The 17906-nt window shown below is 69.9% G+C and carries 8 protein-coding genes; 1 reads left to right on the plus strand and 7 read right to left on the minus strand.

The genetic code is table 11. The features are described 5' to 3' along the window. The 4 genes from AC07YS_RS27440 to AC07YS_RS27455 all read right to left on the minus strand — a co-directional run. A partial coding sequence (locus AC07YS_RS27440) for an ABC transporter permease (protein WP_495273771.1) occupies positions 1-603 on the minus strand: 603 nt, incomplete at its 3' end. Between the two features lie 3 nt (positions 604-606). Next, positions 607-1563, minus strand: a complete 957-nt coding sequence (locus tag AC07YS_RS27445; protein ID WP_491513705.1) for an ABC transporter permease — start codon at positions 1561-1563, stop codon at positions 607-609. Beyond that, complete coding sequence (locus AC07YS_RS27450; RefSeq protein WP_492686133.1) at positions 1560-2756, minus strand: lactonase family protein; 1197 nt, start codon at positions 2754-2756, stop codon at positions 1560-1562. Before AC07YS_RS27450 ends, AC07YS_RS27445 begins: the two co-directional genes overlap by 4 nt. Positions 2757-2847: 91 nt before the next feature. After that, positions 2848-4422, minus strand: a complete 1575-nt coding sequence (locus tag AC07YS_RS27455; protein ID WP_095950960.1) for an ABC transporter substrate-binding protein — start codon at positions 4420-4422, stop codon at positions 2848-2850. A 193-nt stretch (positions 4423-4615) separates the two neighbouring features. Between AC07YS_RS27455 and AC07YS_RS27460 the strand changes: the two genes are divergently transcribed. Beyond that, entirely contained in the window at positions 4616-5005 is a 390-nt protein-coding gene (locus AC07YS_RS27460) for a RidA family protein (protein ID WP_062473709.1), read from the plus strand. Here AC07YS_RS27460 and AC07YS_RS27465 read toward each other — a convergent pair whose 3' ends face one another. The 3 genes from AC07YS_RS27465 to AC07YS_RS27475 form a co-directional block, all read right to left on the minus strand. Continuing rightward, entirely contained in the window at positions 5006-5626 is a 621-nt protein-coding gene (locus tag AC07YS_RS27465; protein WP_070059889.1) for an ATP-dependent Clp protease proteolytic subunit, read from the minus strand. It abuts the gene before it with no gap. A 107-nt stretch (positions 5627-5733) separates the two neighbouring features. Then, positions 5734-6366 carry a sigma-70 family RNA polymerase sigma factor gene (locus AC07YS_RS27470; RefSeq protein ID WP_492679750.1) on the minus strand — a complete coding sequence of 211 codons (633 nt, stop codon included), beginning with the start codon at positions 6364-6366 and terminating at the stop codon, positions 5734-5736. A gap of 20 nt (positions 6367-6386) precedes the next feature. Further along, a complete protein-coding gene (locus AC07YS_RS27475) occupies positions 6387-17819 on the minus strand; it encodes a filamentous hemagglutinin family protein (protein ID WP_495269543.1) in 11433 nt (3810 codons plus the stop codon). Positions 17820-17906 lie beyond the last annotated feature (87 nt).

Consider the following 17906-nt stretch of genomic DNA (forward strand, 5'->3'; position numbering starts at 1 on the left):
CGACACCTGCACGAGGATCGGCGACATCAGGTTCGGCAGGATGTGACGCCACAGGATGCGCGAGGTGCGCACGCCCAAAGCGCGCACGGCCTCGACGAACAGCAGTTCGCGCACCACCAGCGTCGAGGCCCGCACCACGCGTGCGACACGCGGCGTGTACACCAGCACCAGCGCGAGCACGGTGTTCATCAAAGAAGGCCCGAGGATGGCCACCAGCGCGATGGCCAAGAGGATGTCGGGGAAGGACATCATGGCGTCGACCACGCGCATCAGGGGGGCGTCAAGGCGACGGAAGAACCCGGCCATGAGGCCCAGCACCGTGCCGGCGATGACCGCGCCCAGCGCCGTGAGCGCCGCAATGGCCAGCGAGTAACGGGCACCGTGCACGATGCGCGAATACATGTCGCGCCCGAGTTCGTCGGTTCCGAGCAGGTGTTCGGCACTGGGCGCCTTCAGGCGCTGCAGCACCGCTGTGTCGTTGGGGTCGGCCGAGGCAACCAGCGGCGCGCCGATGGCCATGATGGCAATCACCAGAAGCACCAGGGCGGACACCATCACGATGCGGCGGTGCATCAGCTGGCGGAGCATTCGAGGCATGCGCATCGTTCAGACCTTCACGCGCGGATCGACGACGGCATACAGCAGGTCGATCGAGAAATTGATGAGCACATAGATCGCGGCGATCACGAGCAGCGCGCCCTGGATGACGGGGTAGTCGCGCCGCAGCACGGCGTTGACCACGAGGTTGCCCACGCCCGGCAGGCCGAACACGGTCTCGGTGATGACGGCGCCGCCGATCATGAGTGCGACCGTGAGGCCGATCACCGTGACGATGGGCACCAATGCGTTGCGCAGCGCGTGCTTCAAGACGACGGTGCTCTCGCTCAGGCCTTTAGAACGTGCGGTGCGCACGTAGTCTTCGCCGAGCACGTCGAGCATCGAGGCGCGCGTGAAGCGGATGATGAGCGCGGAGTTCAGCAGGCCCAGCACGGTGGCCGGCAGCACCAGTGCATGCAGCCGTTCGGCGAAGGGCGCATCGGGCGCGCCGTAGCCCGACACCGGGAACCACCCGAAGGACACCGCGAAGATCTGGATCAGCACGATGCCCAGCCAGAAGCTGGGGATGCTGGCACCCAGCATCGCGATGCCGGTGAAGAACTGGTCGACCGCGCGGCCGCGGAACACGGCCGAGACGATGCCGCAGGGCACGCCGATGAGCGCCGCGATGGCCACGGCCAGCAGCGCGAGCAAGGTGGTGGGCTCGGCGCGCTCCCACAGCGCCTGCGTGACCGGGCGCTGCAAAAAGATCGAGGTGCCCAGGTTGCCCTGCAGCACTTCGCGCAACCAGTAGCCGAACTGCACGGGCAGGGGTTTATCCAGCCCGTAGTCCTTCTGCACGCGGGCGATGTCGGCGGCGGTGGCCTGGTCGCCCAGCAGCACGGAGATGGGGTCGCCCGAGGCGGCGCGCGTGAGCACGAAGACCAGCACGGCCACCAGCGCCAGCACGATGAGCATGCCGCCCGCGCGCGAGGCGATGTAGCGAAGCGATGCGCTCTTGATCATGACGAGAACTCGATGGCGGCGGCGCTGCCGACGGCCACGTACTGGCCGGTGAACTGCACGTCGCCGTTCTTCTTCACGCGGAAGATGGTCACGTTGTCACCCTGCTTGTTGTGGCACACGTAGAGAAAGCGCCCGCTCGGGTCGAGCGTGCAGCTGCGCGGGTAGTTGCCGCGCGTCCACTCTTCGCGCACCAGCGTGGGCGCGCCGGTGCGCGCATCGACCTTGAAGATCGAGATGGAGTCGTGCAGCCGGTTGAGCGACACGAAGTGCGTGCCGCCCGGCAGCATGCGGATGCCCGAGGCGTAGCTGGTGCCCTTGAAACCGGCGGGCAGCGCCGAGGTTTCGCTCACCAGCGTGAGCACGCCGGTGGCGCCGTCGTAGCGCAGGAAGGCGATGGTCGAGGCCTCTTCATTGACGAGGTAGACCCACTTGCCGTTCGGATGGAAGGCGAAGTGGCGCGCGCCCGAGCTCTCGGACACGGCCACCGTGCTCGGCTGACTCAGCACGCCGGTGGCGCGGTCGAAGCGGTACGAGATGACGCGGTCGAGCCCCAGGTCGGCCACGAGCACGAAGTTGCCGGCCGGGTCGGCCTGCACCATGTGGGCGTGCGGGCCGTCGTGGTCGCTGGTGGCAAAGCCTTCGTGCGAACGCGCGGCCAGCGGCACCACGTCGGCGCCGGGCTTGCAGGGCGTGGCGGCGCCGCAGGCCGCGACGTCCTTGTAGACGACGGCGGCGCGGTCGGTGTCGAAGGTTCCGTCGGCGCGCAGTGCGATCACGCTGACGTCGCCACTGGCGTAGTTGGCGGTGAACACGTAGCGGCCGTCGGGATGCACGCTCAGGTGCGCCGGGTCCTTGCCGCCGCAGGGCATCTCGGCCACGAACGACAGAGCGCCGTTCGCGCCGATGCGAAAGGCCGAGACGGAGCCGGCCTCGAACTCGTTGGCGGCGTAGAGCATCGGCAGGCTCGGGTGCCGCGCGAGCGAGGCGGGGTTGCGCAGCTTGGCATCGCTGCCCGCGCTCGCCACGGCGGGCGGTGCACCGGGGATGGGCTTGAGCGCGCCGGTCGCGCCGTCCACCACGAACTGGTGCACGCCCAGGCCGCGCCCGCCGCGCCACGGCTTGCCGCCGTCGCTGTAGGTGCCGACGTAGGCGTACACGGGGCCCGAAGTGGTGGCTTGAGCGGTAGTGGCCATGGATGGTTTGAGTCCGAGGGCGCCGAGGCCGGAGGCCAGTGCGCTGACTTGCAGAAGTTGACGACGCGACGGCATGGCGGTGCTTGCGGCCTTACTTGATCTTCGCGTTCCAGAAGAACGGCCAGGTCGCGGGCTGGTAGTTGTCCAGCGCCGGGCTCTTGGCCGAGAGGCCGTTGAACTTGCCGACGTTGATGTAGGGCACCTCGTCGTACACCACCTGCTGCACCTTGCCCCACAGCGCGCCGCGCTTGGCCGGGTCGCTCTCGGTGTTGAAGGCGCTCAGTGCGGCCTTCTTGGCGGGCGAATCCCACCAGCCGGGCGCGCCGTCGCCCAGTTGCGGCGGCGAGAGCATGGGCTCTGGGAACTGGCCCGAGTGGGTCACGTAGATGTCCCACAGCTTCGGGTCGTTGCGGCGTTGCACCAGCGTGGCCCAGTCGACCACGTTGAGATCGACCTTGAAGCCGGCGCGCTTGAGCTGCTCGGCCATCAGCAGCGACATGTTGTAGTGGAAGTCGTACTGGCGGCTGGTGAGCACGCGGATCGGCTCGCCCTTGTAGCCGGCCTTGGCCGCGGCGTCTTTCGCCTTGGTGGCGTTGCGCTGGTTGTAGTGGTCGGCGCCGGCCGCCGAGTAGAACGGCGAGCCCTTGGGGAAGTGGTTGGCCTCGGCCACGAAGAAGCGCGTGTCGCCGAAGCCGGCCGCGAGCATCTCGCCCTGGCCCAGCGCGGTCTGCACGGCCTGGCGCACCGCCGGGTTGGCGGCCACGCCTTCCTTGGTGTTGAGCACGAGGTAGGGGAAGCCGAACGACGGCGTCATGATCGGCAGCGTCTTGCCGCCAGCCTTCTCCAGGCGCGGCAGGGCTTCCACCGGCAGCAGGTCGGCGAAGTCGTACTGGCCGGCCAGCGCACCTTCGACGCGGGTGCTGGCGTTGGGCACGGGCACGAAACGCAGCTCTTCGATGGCCGCTTCGCGCTTGCCGCCGTAGCCGCTCGCGGGCTCCTTGCGCGCGGCGTATTTGTCGAAGCGCGTGAGCAGCACGAACTGGTCGGGGCGGCGTTCCTTGAACTTGTAGGGGCCGGTGCCGACGAAGTCTTTCAGCGGCGAAGCGATGGAATCCTTGGCCATGATGGCCGCCATGCCGCTGGGCAGCGCCAGCTGCGACAGCAGCGGCGCGTACGGCGCCTTCAGAACGATCTCCACGCCGAGCGGGCCCTTGGCCTTGAGGCTCTCGATTTCCTTGCCCACGGCCTTGCCGCGCGGCGACTGGTCCATCCAGCGCTGCAGGCTGGCGACCACGTCGTCGGCCGTGAGATCGCGCCCGTTGTGCAACGCCACGCCCTTGCGCAGCGTGATGGCGTAGGTCTTGCCGTCGGCCGAGATCTTGGGCATGCCCTCGGCCAGCATCGGCACCACGTTCCACTTGGCATCGAAGGTGTAGAGCGTCTCGTACACGTGCTGCATGATGGTTCCGACCAGGTCGGCCGTGGAGGCCATCGGGTCGAGCGTCTGCGGCTCGGCCACCATCGCCAGCGTGGCGAAGTTGCGCGGGCCCTGCGCGTGGGCGCTGGGGTGAGGCAGTGCGGCACACAGCATCGCGAGCAGGGAAGCTCCCAGCAGGCTGCGCTTCGACAGACGAGGCAGGCGCTGGACAAGACCGGCGTGAGACATGGAGAACTCCTTCATGGGGCGGACTGATTTATGAAAGAAATTTTCTTTCTAGGCCGAACTCTGAAGCAGACTTCATGCCAAATCATCCGTGTTAACCCTTGTTGAGGGGTTATTCTGAAAAAGTCTTTCAAATCAGACGGATACTGCGGCCCTCATCCGCCCCACTCAACCTCTCTCACTCACAGGAGTTCCCATGCCCCTCGAATACCTCGGCGCCCCGCCCATCGCTTCCGACCGCCAGGCCCGCCCCTTCTCGCCCGCCGTGCGCGCGGGCGATTTCGTCTACGTGTCGGGCCAGGTGCCCGCCAACGCGCAGGGCGAGATCGTGGCCGGCGGCATCGAGGTGCAGACGCGCCAGGTGATGGAGAACCTGAAGACCGTGCTCGCGCTGGCCGGCGCCACGCTCGACGACGTGTGCAAGAGCACCGTCTGGCTGCACGACGCGCGCGACTTTGGTGCCTTCAACCGCGTCTACATGAGCTACTTCGGTGAAAACAAGCCGGCGCGCTCGACCACCGAGGCGCGCCTCATGGTCGATGCGAAGGTCGAGATCGACGTCGTCGCCTACAAGCCCAAGGCCTGATCAGGCGGGTCGCAGTTCGGTCTTGCGCTGCACGATGCGCGAGACCAGCCCGTACTCGACGGCCTCCGTGGCCGACAGCCAGCGGTCGCGCTCGATGTCGGCCAGCACCACGTCGATGGGCTTGCCGGTTTCGCGCGCGATCTCGTGCGCGATGCGCTGGCGGGCCTTGATGATCTCCTGCGCCTGGATCGCGATGTCGGTCGCCTGCCCGCCCGCGCCACCGCTGGGCTGGTGGATCAGAAAGCGCGTGTTGGGCAGGCACACGCGGCGCTCGCGCGGCGCCGCCAGGAACAGGTGCGTGGCCGCGCTGCCCACCCAGCCGGTGCCGATCATGTGCACCGGTGCGCTGATGAAGCGCACCACGTCGTGGATCGCGTCGCCCGACTCCAGGTGCCCGCCGGGCGAGCTCACGAGGATGTCGATGGGTTTGTCGCCGCTGTCGGCATCGAGCGCGATGAGCCGGCGCGTGACGTCGGCGGCCACGCTGTCGGTGATGCTGCCGAAGATCAGCAGCGTGCGCGACTTGAAGGCTTTTTCCTCGAGGTAGGAATTGCGCGGCTCGGCCGTGGCCGCGGGTGGGGTGTCGTCGTCGGTTTCCAGTGTTGAAAACATGGGCTGCATGAAGAAAGCTCCTGTGGTTGAACTGTCTTGACGAACAAGCCCACAGTTTCGTGACATTGCGCCTGCTGTGGCAAGCAGCACCGTGGTGCCACGGTGCCACGTGCCGCTCAGGCGGCCATCCGGGGCGACACCACGGCCCTTCGGGGTGTACCGACGCCGGCCAGCACCGGCCGGCCCGTCATCGCGCCGCAATGGTCGAGCGCCTGGCGCAGGACGGTATCCACGTTGCGCAGCGACAGCCCGTAATGGGAGGCCACCTCCTGGCGCGTCTTCTCCTCGATGCGCAAGGCCTCGAGCACCGCCCGGTGACGCCGCGGCAGGCCCTGCATCGCGCGGTCGACCGAACCGACTTCGGCGCGCACTTCGGCCATGTCCTCGGGCCCGGGCGCGTGGTCGATGGCCGACTCGACGGCGGTGTGCGGGTCGTCCACATAGCGCCATGCCCCCTCGCTGCGCAACCGGTCCATGGCCAGGTTGCAGGCCACGCGATAGACGTAGGCGCTGGGGTTCTCCACGGGTGCGCCCACCCGCAGGTGGCCCAGCCGCAGCCAGGCGTCGTGCAGGCATTCGCTGGCCATCTCGGCGCACCCGAGATGGCGGGTCAGCTTGCGCCGCAACCCTTCGTAGTTGGCGCAGAGAAAAACCTGCAGCGCCAGGCGACGCTGCGCTTCGTCCCGCAGCGCATCGGCCGCCTCGTCGCGCGCCGGTGCTTCCTGTTCGCAAAGGACACTGGGTGCCATGACATGCCGCTCCTGCCCGCCTAGCGGTCCTGCTGCAGGCGACGACGCTCGTCGCTGCTCAGGGCGGCCCAGTGCCTGGGGTCGATCTTGCGGCCCATGCCCACCACCTGCACGGGGTTCTGCGGGTCGTAGTCGACCTGCGCCCCGGATTGCAGTCCCGACCGCGGCGCCGGCGCGTCGCGCCCCTCTGGTGCGGGCTCGTTGCCGAAGCCGAGCACGCGCACCGTGAAGACCGACGCCAGCGCCTGCCGCGCGGCCGCGCGCTCGCGCTGCACCGCGTCCTGCGCCGCGGCCGTCGCCTGCGCAGCGGCAGCGCTCGCATTGGTGAGCGCGCCGATGTTCACCGACGCGATCACCGGCAGGCCCTTGGTCTCGCCCTTGACCTGGATGTTGTCCGCGTTGAGCACCTGCAGCGCCGCGATGTTCAGGTTGCCCGCCACGCGCAAGCCCGCATCGCCGGCGTTGACGGTGCCGCGCGGCGCGACCAGGTCGACGTCGCCGTCGCCCACGGTGCCGATGCCGCTGCCGCTCATGTCCGACTTCTCGCGGATCACCGTCACGCCGTCCAGGTCGGTGGACACCTCGGGCGCCGAGGGCACGCGCAAGGTCTTGGCGCCGCGCCCGGCGTCGATGTCGCCGACGGTGGACCAGATGATCTGGTCGCTGCCCTGCTTCGTGACCTCGGGCACGAACGACAGGATGCGCGACTGGTTCACGGTGACGTCGTTCCTGGCCGCAATGCCGATGTGCCCCGACGCCAGCGTCACCAGACCGTAGCCGGCCGGCACTGCGGCGCCCAGCGCCGCCACCTGCAGGCCGCCGCCGGGCGTGAGCACGTCGATGTCGCCGCCGGCCATGGTGCGCAGCATCAGCTTGTTGGCCGCCACGTCGCCCTTCCATGTGTCGCCCGGGAACAGCGTCTCGATGGCCGTGTAGCCGCGGTTGTAGCCGCCGTTGCGCGGCAGGCCGCCGGTGCCCGGCTCGTTCTGGTCGCGCCCGGCTTCGCGCAGTTCGAGCAGGTACACCTGCCGCAGGAACTGCTGCTGCGCAAGCTGGGGCAATTTCTGGAAGCGCGCCCAGGCTTCGAGCGGCTCCAGCTTTTCGCCGGTCATGTCCGACATGAACGAGACGAGGCCGCGGCGCACGGTTTTTTCCTGCCCGCCTGCGCGCGTTTCGACCTGGTCCACCAGGTAGATGGGCAGCACGCTGCCGTCCGCGCCCCGGGTCTTCAGGTAGTCGGGCATGGACGCGACCTTCGACGGATCGAGGTAGGCGGCCGTGAACGCGTCGTAGCCCACGGCGTGGTTCAGCCCGGCCATGGCGGTGATGGCGGCGCCGTGTTCCGGCAGGCCCTTGACCTGCGTCTCGGGCAGCGCGCGGTTGTTCCTGTCGTAGCGCTGGTTGCCCAGCGTCTGCACCTGCAGGTTGTCGGCGTACAGGTCGCGGCCGGCGGCCAGCACCAGCGTGCCGGGGCCCTGGATCTCGATGTTGCCGGTCAGGCCCACCGAGAGATCGTTGTTCGTGTCCAGCCGCGCCGTGCTCTGCATCGCCAGGATGTCGTTGCCCGCCTCCAGCAGCGTGACGTCGGACCCACGCAGGTTGCGGCCCGCCAGCCGCAGGCCGCGGATGTCGGTGCCCGCGCGCACCCAGGTCTGCTCGTTGGCCTTCACGTCGAGCCCCACGATGGAGCCCTGCGATGCATAGATGCGACTGGGCTCGAAGTCGTTGGCCAGCGGCAGCACCTCGGGGTTGTTCACGGTGCGCAGGTACGTGTTGTTGACCGGCGAGGCCAGTGCCCGCTCGATCAGGTTGTCGAGCATGTCCTCCATGTTCATCTGGCTGAACGGCGAGCCCGCGCCGGCCGGCATGTAGCCCGTGGGCATCATCGCGGGCGTGGCGTAGGCCATGACGAGCGGCGCGTCGAAGCGGATGTCGTTCTTCGCGACCACTCGCACGTCGTTGGTGGTTCCCGGCAGCACGTACAGCGGCCCGTCGATGGCAATGCCGCCGTTCAGGGCGGCCGCTGAAAAGCGCGCCGGATACCGGTTGCCGCCGAAGCCCACCAGCGTGTCCTTCTCGACCCAGCGCAGCAGCAGGTCGCGGAAGATGAACTCGGTCCGGTTCACGAAGGTGATGTTGCCGCCGGTCGACACCAGCCGCAGCGCGCTGCGGTCGGTGTAGCCGCTCATGTAGGCGCCGTAGTTCAGCACCTGGCCGTCGCCTCGCAGGCCCTCGCCGTAGGTCACCAGCAGCGGATCGACCACCGTCTGCAGGCGCAGGTCACCGGCCGTGCGCAGGCTCAGCGTGGCGTCGCCCAGCGCGAGGATCGGCGCCACGGTGTAGCTGCTCTTCGTCAAGCCGCCGCCGCTGTCGTCGCGGGTTATCGTCACCGTGTGGCCGACCGCCGTTTCGCCGGCGCGGATGTCGCCCGCGCCGCGCGCCACGTAGTACTGGCCGCCGCGGATCGCACCGCCGGCCTGCACCGACATGGCGCCGCCGTTGCGCATTTCCATGGCCATGGCCTCGCTGGCGGAGCGGCCGCCGCGCATGCGCATGTGGGTCGGCAAGGCGACCAGCAGGTTGCGCAGGTCGCCGCCGGCTTCCACGCTGACGTTGCCACCGCCCAGCGCGCCCACGCCCTGCTGGAAGCGCCCGTAGTCGATCCACCAGCTCGACTGCTCGGGCGCGTGAATGACGGGGCCGTAGACGCCGTCGGGGTTCCAGCCGTTTTCGCCGTTGGTGTATTCGCCGAAGAAGCGCTTGGCATTGAGCGTGCCCTGCCGGTTGAGCCATTCGGTGAAGTGCTGGCCCGACGGCGCGGCCTCGATGCTGCCCTGCGCGCCGATGGCAAGGTTGCCGCCTTCCACGCCGTAGCTGGCGTTCGGGTTGGCGGTGGAGAAGTCGCTCCACACCGTCGTGTCCTTGCGCCCGGCGGTGTAGATCACCGATTCCTTGTGCGCCAGCGTGAGGTCGCGGCCCGCGCGCACTTCGAGGTCGCCGGTGCCGGTGCGCACGAGCTTGCCCGCGCCGTTGTCAGGCTTCGGGTCGATGTCGGTGGGCACGGCGGTGTTGGCCGTGCCCACGGTGATCGACCCCTTGCCCGCGGCTTGCGCCGCGAGCGGCTTGAGCGCCATCGCATCGGCCGAGGCCAGTTCGCCGCCGGCCACCAGCCGCAGGTTCCACGACGGGCCCGCCTGCAGCCGGCCGCTGCGGTCGGCCGCGTCGAAGCCATCGCTCAGGTGGCCGTTGATGGCGAGGTTGCCGCCCGCGCGCAAGGTCAGCGTGCCTTCGCGCGCGCCGGAGAAATCGCTGAAAAGATTCCAGTCGCTGTTCAACGCGAGGTCGCCCGCGCTGCGGACCTCGATGCCGGGCATCACGGCCAGCCCGGTGCCCAGCCGTGCCGCCACCCCGCCCGATGCGGCCCTGAAACGCGCGGCATCGGCAATGGCGTCGGGCTTGACCGAATCGACCGTGGCGCCGTCGTAGTCCTTCACGTCGTAGACGCTCACGCCTTCGAGCACCGCCGAGCGCGCGCCGTTCACGGCAACGTTCAGCGCGCTGACCGCAATGTCGTCGTGCGTGGCGTTCTGCTGCGCGCGCAGGCGCACCTTGCCGCCTTCGTTGCCGGCCACGTCGATCAGGCCGCCTTGCAGGTTGAGCTGCCCGCCCGCCGCTTCGAGCGTGACGCGGCCGTTGCCCAGGCTGCCGGTGGCACCGGCGAGCAACTGCGCGCCGGCCTGCATTGCCACGCCGTTGCCGGCGGTGATGCGAATGGCGCCGCCGTAGGCCGAGCGCGCATCCACCGTGCCCGAGATGTCGATGCTGCCCCGGTCCGCCGTGAGGCCGAAGTCTTCCACCTGCGTGAAGCCGCCCAGTGCCACGTTGCCCTGGCGGATGCGGAACTGGCGCGAGCGGTTGAAGCCGGCGTCGTTCAGCCGCTGGCTCACGCCGGCGAAATCGGGCAGCGCCTCGATGTCGAGCGCGAAGCTGCCGGCCTTGCCGCCATTGCCTCCCGCCTGCGCCGCGATCAGGCCGTCGAGCACCACCGTGCCGCCCTGCGATGCCGCCAGGCTCAGCGTGCCGGCGTCGCCGCCCCTCGGGTGGGCGGCCAGGTCGAGCCGGCTGCCGGCCTCCAGCCGCACGTCGCCGCCCACCGCCGACAGGCCGATGCGGCCCGCGTCCGCGTATTCGGCCACGTCGAAGAACTGCTTGGCGGAGCCGCTCACGTCGATGGTGGCGCCGCGCGCCACGACCAGGCTGCCGCCGGTCGCCGTCATGTCGATGCTGCCGCCCCGCGCCACCGCCCGGCCGTCGAAGGCAATGCTGCGCCCGCTGAGGGCCAGGCGCAGGCCCAGGCTTTCCTGAGGGTCGAACGACGAGGGCTCGCCTTGTGCCGACGCGACGACCTGCAAGGCGCCGCCCGTGGCAATCGACTGCGCCGCGCCGCCACGGCCGGTCAGCAGCGGCGTGTTCAGCGTGAGCGGCGACGCGCCCGTGTCGATGCCGCCCGCGCCCTCGCCGATGATCGCGTTGCGGCCCGCCAGCGTCACCGCGCCGAAGCCCGAGAACGTCTTCTGGCCCGCGCCCAGCACCAGCGTGGCCGCGTCCAGCGTGAAGCCGCCCGCACCGCCGGCGGCGGGCACGCCGGTGCCGCCCCCGCCGCTGTTGATGAGCGCGATGCTGTCGCCCTTGATCGTCACGTCGCCCGCGCCGCGGCCGACGAATGCGCCGCCGTCGAAGGTCAGCGACTTCAGGCCGGCCGCGCCCAGGTCGAGCGAGCTGTAGAAGTCGAAGTCGGTGTAGCTGCGCAGCGTCAGGCGCGTCGAACGGCCCAGCTGCGCAAGCGCGCCGCTGTCCAGTACCATGCCTTCGGTGCCGCCGCCGAAGCCGATGCGGCCGGCCGCCACCGACAGGTCGGTGCCCGCGATCTGTGCCGAGGCCGCCAGTTCCGTCGTGCGCGTGGCGTCGATCAGCAAGGCCGCGTCGCCGTTGACGATGGCGCCCGCACCGATGGAAACCAGCCCGCCGCGCGAGGTGTCCACGCCCTGGCGGATGACCTTGACCGCATCGCCGGTGGCCACGCGCACCAGCGCGCCCCAGTCCCTGGCGGCCGAGACGAGCACGTCGTCCACCGCGTCCTTGGCGTCGATCACGCCGTCGAAGTTGTCGTCCAGTTGCCCGTCCGGGTCGGCGTAGACCGCCGCCACCCGCGGCTTCATGACCAGGTTGCCCGCGCCGCGCCCGCCCGCGCCCTTCGCGCTGACGCGGCTTCCGCCTTCGATGGCCACCTTGTCGCTGGCCGCCAGGATGATCTCGGGGCCGGACAGCTCGGAGCCCTCGTTGTTGCGCACCACGATGTCGGTCGCGGTCACGTCCAGTTCCAGGCCGAGCGCGTTGCCTTTGCGCTTGCCGCCCACCAGCAGGCTGCCCGCGCCGAAGTTCGACAGGCTCGCCGCATCGATGACGAGGTAGCCGTCGGCCTGCAGGCTGGCGCTGTCCTGCCCGCTGCCGACGATGGCGATCTTCTTGCCGGCAATGTCCACCAGCCCGCCGCGCCCGCCCTCGTCGGGTGCCGAGCGCAGCGTGCCGTCCAGCACCAGCCGGCGGCCGGCGTCGAACACCACCGCGCCGCCGTCGCGCGGCAGGCGCGGCGTGACGACGTTCTGGCCGGTCAGGCGGTACTGCGTGAGCTTGAAGGCCTCGGACGAGAAGAAGTCGTTGGCCGTGGCCTCGTTGTATTCGGAGTAGCGCCGCAGCACGGCGCCGGACATCACGCGCCAGGCCGACGCCTGCGCGTCCTGGTTGCCGCCATAGGCATTGCCGGCCTTGCCCTGCATGACGAGGCTGCCGTCCGGTGCGCGGGTGGCGGGCGCGAGTGCGCCGCCCCAGGCCTTGCCCGTTGCCTGCACCGCGAAGGCACCGGGCAGCAGCGCATAGCGCGCGGGCAGCAGCGTGTACCAGCCGGCCGCCAGACCGGGGCCGCCGGCGAGCCAGACGCGCTGGCCCGCCGCGGCACCGCCAGCGGGCGCCGCGCCGGCCTGCCCCGGCAGGATCGCGTACATGCCGGGCATGTTCAGCATGTCGTGCGAGCCGCCCGGGCCCGGCACGAATTCGGAGGCATGCAGGTCGCCGCCGCCCGCGATGTCCACCACCGCGCCACGCGCCAGCGCCACGTCGGGCGACTTCATGGTGATGCGTTTTTCAGGCGGCGCGACCAGCGAGCCAGTCGACGGATTGGTGGGATCGACCGCCTTCGACGGGTCGTGCCAGTGCTCGTTGTTGGACAGCGTGCCAAAGGGCACGGTCATTCCGGCGCCCGACACCGAGGTGAGGCTGCCCGCGCCCAGCGACAGGCGCTCGCCGGCGTTCAGCTCGATCTGGCCGAAGGGCGCGCGCAGCACACCGTTCTGCGCGATCACCGGTGCTTCCAGGCGCAGGCTGCCGCCGGCCGACAGCGGTGCGCTGCCGGCATCGCCCAGGCGCTCGACGGTGATGGAATCGCCGGCGCGGATCACGCCGGTCATCGCGGTGGTCGGATACACCTGGCCGGCGTTCAGCACCAGCTGCCCGTCCACGTCGAGGTTGACTTGCAACCGGGTTTCTTCGTTGATCGGCGAAGGCAGCGCGCCGCCCATGCGGATCTCTGTGGCTTCGAGCACCGTGCGGCCGAAGCCGCCGATGCGCACGGCGCCGGCCTGGAACTGGGTCGGGTCTTCCGATGCCGAGATGTCGATCAGCGAGCCGGCCACGGTGAGCTGCCCCGCCCCTGCCGACGCGGCCGACGATGCCGGCGCTTCAGGCGAGGCGCCGGGCACGGCCGACAGCACGATGCGTGGCGCGCGCAGCGACGACGACGAGCCCGCGTGCCCGACGATCGGCCCCTGCAGCCAGATCGAGCGGCCCAGCGCGAGGTTCGCGTTGTCCAGGCGAATCGCACCCTGCGTCGCATTCACCAGCGAGAGGTCGGCAAAGCCGCCGTCCTTGAAGGCCTGCGGACGCACCGTCAGCGTGGACACCTGGCCGGGCTTGTTCAGCAGGTCGCGCAGCAGGTCGCTCGAAAAGAGCGCGTCGCGGAACAGGTCCAGCGCCTGCGGCGTCAGGCCGAACTGCGCCGCATCGAGCGCACCGTTTGCGCCGGGCAGGCCCAGCCGGTCGGACACCACCAGCTCCTTCACGTCCGCCAGCTTCGCGAGCAGGGCCGACGACAGGATCATCGGCCCGTCGATCTCGTAGCCGTAGCTGCGCAGGCCGGGCGCCCAGTCGTAGTCCACGCCCTGCCGCCAGTCGCTGCACACGCCGTCCACCGCCAGGCCCACGCAGTCCGGGTCTTGCAGCACGCGTTGCAGTTGCTCCAGCGGCGAGCCTGTCGGGCCCGATGTCGCGGTCATGTTCAGGCGGATGCGCCCGCCGATGCCGTTGGGCCCGCCCGCCTTGCCCACCATCGTGCTTTCGATCAGGCCCTTGCCCGTGATTTCGATCAGGCCGCCGTTGCTGTCCAGCCGGATCTCCGGTGCGGGCCGGGGCACGCGCGTGCCCGAGGGGCCGGCATCGGGCACGCCGTCGATCGTGCCGGTGGCGCCGGACACGTCGATGAGCGCATCTTTCTCCAGCCGCATGTCGCCGGCCTGGATGCTCACCGTGCCGCCGTCTCGCACCTCGCCCACGCGGCGGCCGCTGCTGCTGTCGATGCGGATCAGCGGCACGCCGCGCGCCAGCAGTTCAGCGCCGGCTTCGAGGACGACCGTGCCGCCGCTCAGTGCAATGCGGCCCGCCGGTGCGTCAAGGCGCCCGCCGACCGTCAGCACGCCCAGTTCGCTGCCGGCGTTCAGCGACAGGCTGCCGCCGGTGTCGGTGCGCACACTGGCGCCCCGCGCAATGCGGACCGGACCGTTCTCGGTGCCGAGCGACAGCGCCGCGGGGTTTCGCGCCGCGCGCTCGTCGGGCCGCAGCACGCCCAGGGGCGCCGCCTCGGCCAGGTTGCGGCCGCTCGGCAGGTCGCGCCAAGCGAAGTTGTTCAGGTCGATGCTCGTGGCCTGCTGCGACACCACCACGCCTTCGGGCACCACGATGCCCTTGCCTTCGCCGCGCACCGAGACCGTGACGTTGCCGAATCCGCGCTCGCCGAAGAGCGTGGGCGGCAGCATCACCACCGAGGAGGCCGAAGTGGCCCCGGCTTCGTCCGGCGGCGAAACGGGCGGCACGCCACCGATCTGCACCGCCGAGGCGGTCTGGATCGACAGGCTGCCCGCCGAGCCCGCCGCATGGGCGCGCATGTTCAGTGCGTCCAGGTCGAGGTCGGGCGTCACGCCGGCCAGCGAGATGGACCCCGCATTGCCCACGCGCAGCGTCGGCAGGCCCTGCTTGCCGGGGTCCACGCGGCCACCGCCCGACACATCGAGCACGGCATCCTTGTGGGCCACGATCTTCCCGGCAATCACCGTGATCGCGCCGCCGTCCAGCGCCCAGGCGCCGCGCAGTGCGCCGTCGCGCCAGGTGTTGATCCACTGGCCGCTGGCGTCCAGCCGGCCCTGCTCGCCGAACTCCACTTTTCCGTAGGCCGACGACAGCCCGATCTGCCCGCCCGGCACGCGGATCAGTCCGTTGATGCGGATGTCGTTGGTCGAGCCTTCGGTGCCGGCCACCGAGAGCGACGCGCCCGGCGACAGGTTCAGCGCCGCGCCGCTCGAAAGTTCGAAGTCGCCGTTGATGTGGTTCAGCACGATGGTGCCCATGCCCGAATTGCTGAGCATGTCGTCCGACAGGAAGGTGAGCTTGCGCGACTTCTGCTCGCCCGGCTTCAACTGCACATAGAAGTCGTCGCCGAGCTTCGTGTTCGCATCGAAGTCCTGCGCGAGCCGCTTCGGGTCGTGGCTGACGATGATGGTGCCCGGCGACCAGGGCCGGCCGTCCGGCGAGTTCTCGCCCAGCTGCAGCCGGCCGCCCTTGTTGCCGCCCGGGTTCTTCGACTGGCGCTCGCCCACCACCACGCCGCCCAGCATGTCGCCCTCGAGCACCATGGTGTCGCCCGCGTAGATCTGCACGGCGCCGGCCTTGCGCCCTTCGGTGTAGCCGGCTTCCTTGTAGTCGGCGCCGATGAGCGGCGTGCGCCAGGTGGTCTTCACGCCCCAGCGCGCATGCTGGTTGGTGAACTCGCCCGCGATGCCGGTGTAGTCGGTGTCGGACATGGCCCGGTCCATGGTGTGCACGCGGCCGTCCGCGCCCATGAGCTTGGTCGCGGTGTTCATGCCGTCGGTGTAGCGCACCGAGCCACCGGACACGTCCAGCATGGATCCCGTGCGCGTGATCACCGAGCCGCCCGAGCGCATCTCGATGCTGCCCGCGTTGGCCGAAAGCTCGCCCAGGTCGGTCTTGCCCACGCCCACCCAGCCGCTCACGTCGCCCAGCGGCGTGCCCACCCAGGCACCGGGAATGTAGGTGGCGCCATCAGGGCCCAGCACCCATTGCACGCCCGCCATCGGGCCGTCCTTGAACACGCCGCTCACGCGCCGGTCGACGACTACCTTCTTGCCGCGCACCCACGCGTCGAGCTGCATGGGCGAGTCGCGCAGTTCGTTGATGCGCAGTTCGGCCTCGATGAAGTTACGCGACATGGCCACCTGCATGCCCTGCAGGCCGGCCACGCTGAGGAAGGCATCGTTGTCCACGTAGATGCGGCTCGCATCGCGCAGGCTGCCCGGCTTGAAGTACGGGAACAGCGTGAACATCGGGTTGACGGCCGATTCGAGCTTGATGGTTCCCGCCGGCACCAGCACGCCGGCCTTCGAGCGGATGTCGATCAGTTGCCCGTACAGGCTCACGCGGCCCGGCTGGTAGCGCGTGGCAAGCGCCGACGCCTCGATCTCGCTCGTGTCCGAGGTGTCGGGCAATACCTGCGAAATGCTGCCTTCGCCCAGCGTGAGCGTGCCGGCCGACCAGTTGATCAGGTCGTTCACGCCATCGGCGTACATGTGCGAGCCCAGGCCCCAGGCGCGCAGCAGGATCGAGCCGTTGCGGTTGTTCAACGCGGTGGTTGCGCTGAGCACGCCCGACTGCCGCACGTCCTGCGCCTGCAGGGTGATGTTGCCGCGGTCGGCCTGCACGGTGCCGGTGTTGACCACCTCGTAGCCAACCGCCTTGGCGCGCGCCGCCATCTCGGGCATGACGACATCGCGCAGGCCGGCGACGAAGTTGGCGTCGGCATAGACCGGCGAGAGCTTGAGCGCGCCCCACACCTGCCCGCCGGTGAAAGCCCAACCGGGCACTGCCGAAGCGGCCACGTCGAGGCCGCGGGGCGCGTTCGGGTCCTGCGTCGATGGCGTCTTCAGGTAGATGTTCTCGCCGGCCGCGAGGATGACCTGGCCGTCGGGCGCCGAGATGCGGCCCGCGTTGCGCACCTTGGGCGCGAACAGCATGACCTTGCCGCCGCTGTTCGCCGCCAGCTGCGCGCCTGCGTCGACACGCACTTCGCCGGGCGCCGCGCCGGGAACGAAGCGGTCCACGTCGCCCATCTTGTCGGGCGCGCCGCCGACGCCGGGCTTGAAACCCGCGTCGCCGTAGATCAGGGGACGCTCGGAGGTGAACTCGCCGAACTGGGGAATCGGGAAATCGTTGCCCTGGTTGGTGAGCACCTGCGGGTTGTTGATGCCCAGCTTGAACTGCTTGTCCGACAGCGCAAGGCTGGACGCGACCAGCGAGCGCGTGTCCACCTGGCTGGAGCCGGTGAAGACGATGCCGTTGCGGTTGACCAGGTACACCGAGCCGTCGGCCTTGATCTGCCCCGCGATCTGGCTGGGGCGGCCGCTCGGATCGTTGATGCGGTTCAGCGCGATCCATGCGTTGGTGCCGTCGGGCTTGGCGCCGCCCTTCTGGTCGAACTGCACCGTGGTGTGCTTCCCGACGTTGAAGCTCTCCCAGTTCAGGATCGCCTTGTCGTCGGTCTGCTCGATGCCGACCACGGTGCGGCCGCCCGCGGCGGTCTGCACCGGCGCCCTGGCATTGAGCCAGCCTGCGGTGAGGCTGTTCGTATCGACCTTGAGCCCGCCGTCGGCCAGGCCGTCGGGGATGTCCGAGCCCCCGTTCGATGCGGCCTCGCGTGCGGCCGCCTGCGCCGCCTGTTGCGCGGCAATGGAACGCGCCGCCATGTTCAGGTTGCCCATGGAGCGCTGCAACTGTTCGCCGGCCTTGCGTTGCTCCAGCGGGTTGGTCAGCATCGATGCCGGCATGCCGTTGGGCAGGCGGCCCGTCGCCGAGGCGGTGTTCTGCACCGCGCTCTTGTTGGCGAACCAGGCGCCGCTGAAGGCCTGCTGGGCCTGGGCATCGAGCACCAGAGCGCCGTTGGCCGCCAGCGTCATGGCAATGGCGCGCGCGATCGGCGCCATGCGAAAGCGCCGCGCCTGCCGCCGGTTGTGCGCCTTCGTTGCGTGGATCGGTGTGAGGGGCCCGCGTGTGCTCATGAGTCGTTTCCGCCGGAAAGTTGAGTCGATGCACTACGACGAACGGGCGCCCCACGACCCCGCAACTTATTTTTCAGGCCGCGCACC

It is taken from the genome of Variovorax sp. GW458-11-26-14-LB1 (genome assembly GCF_059423965.1).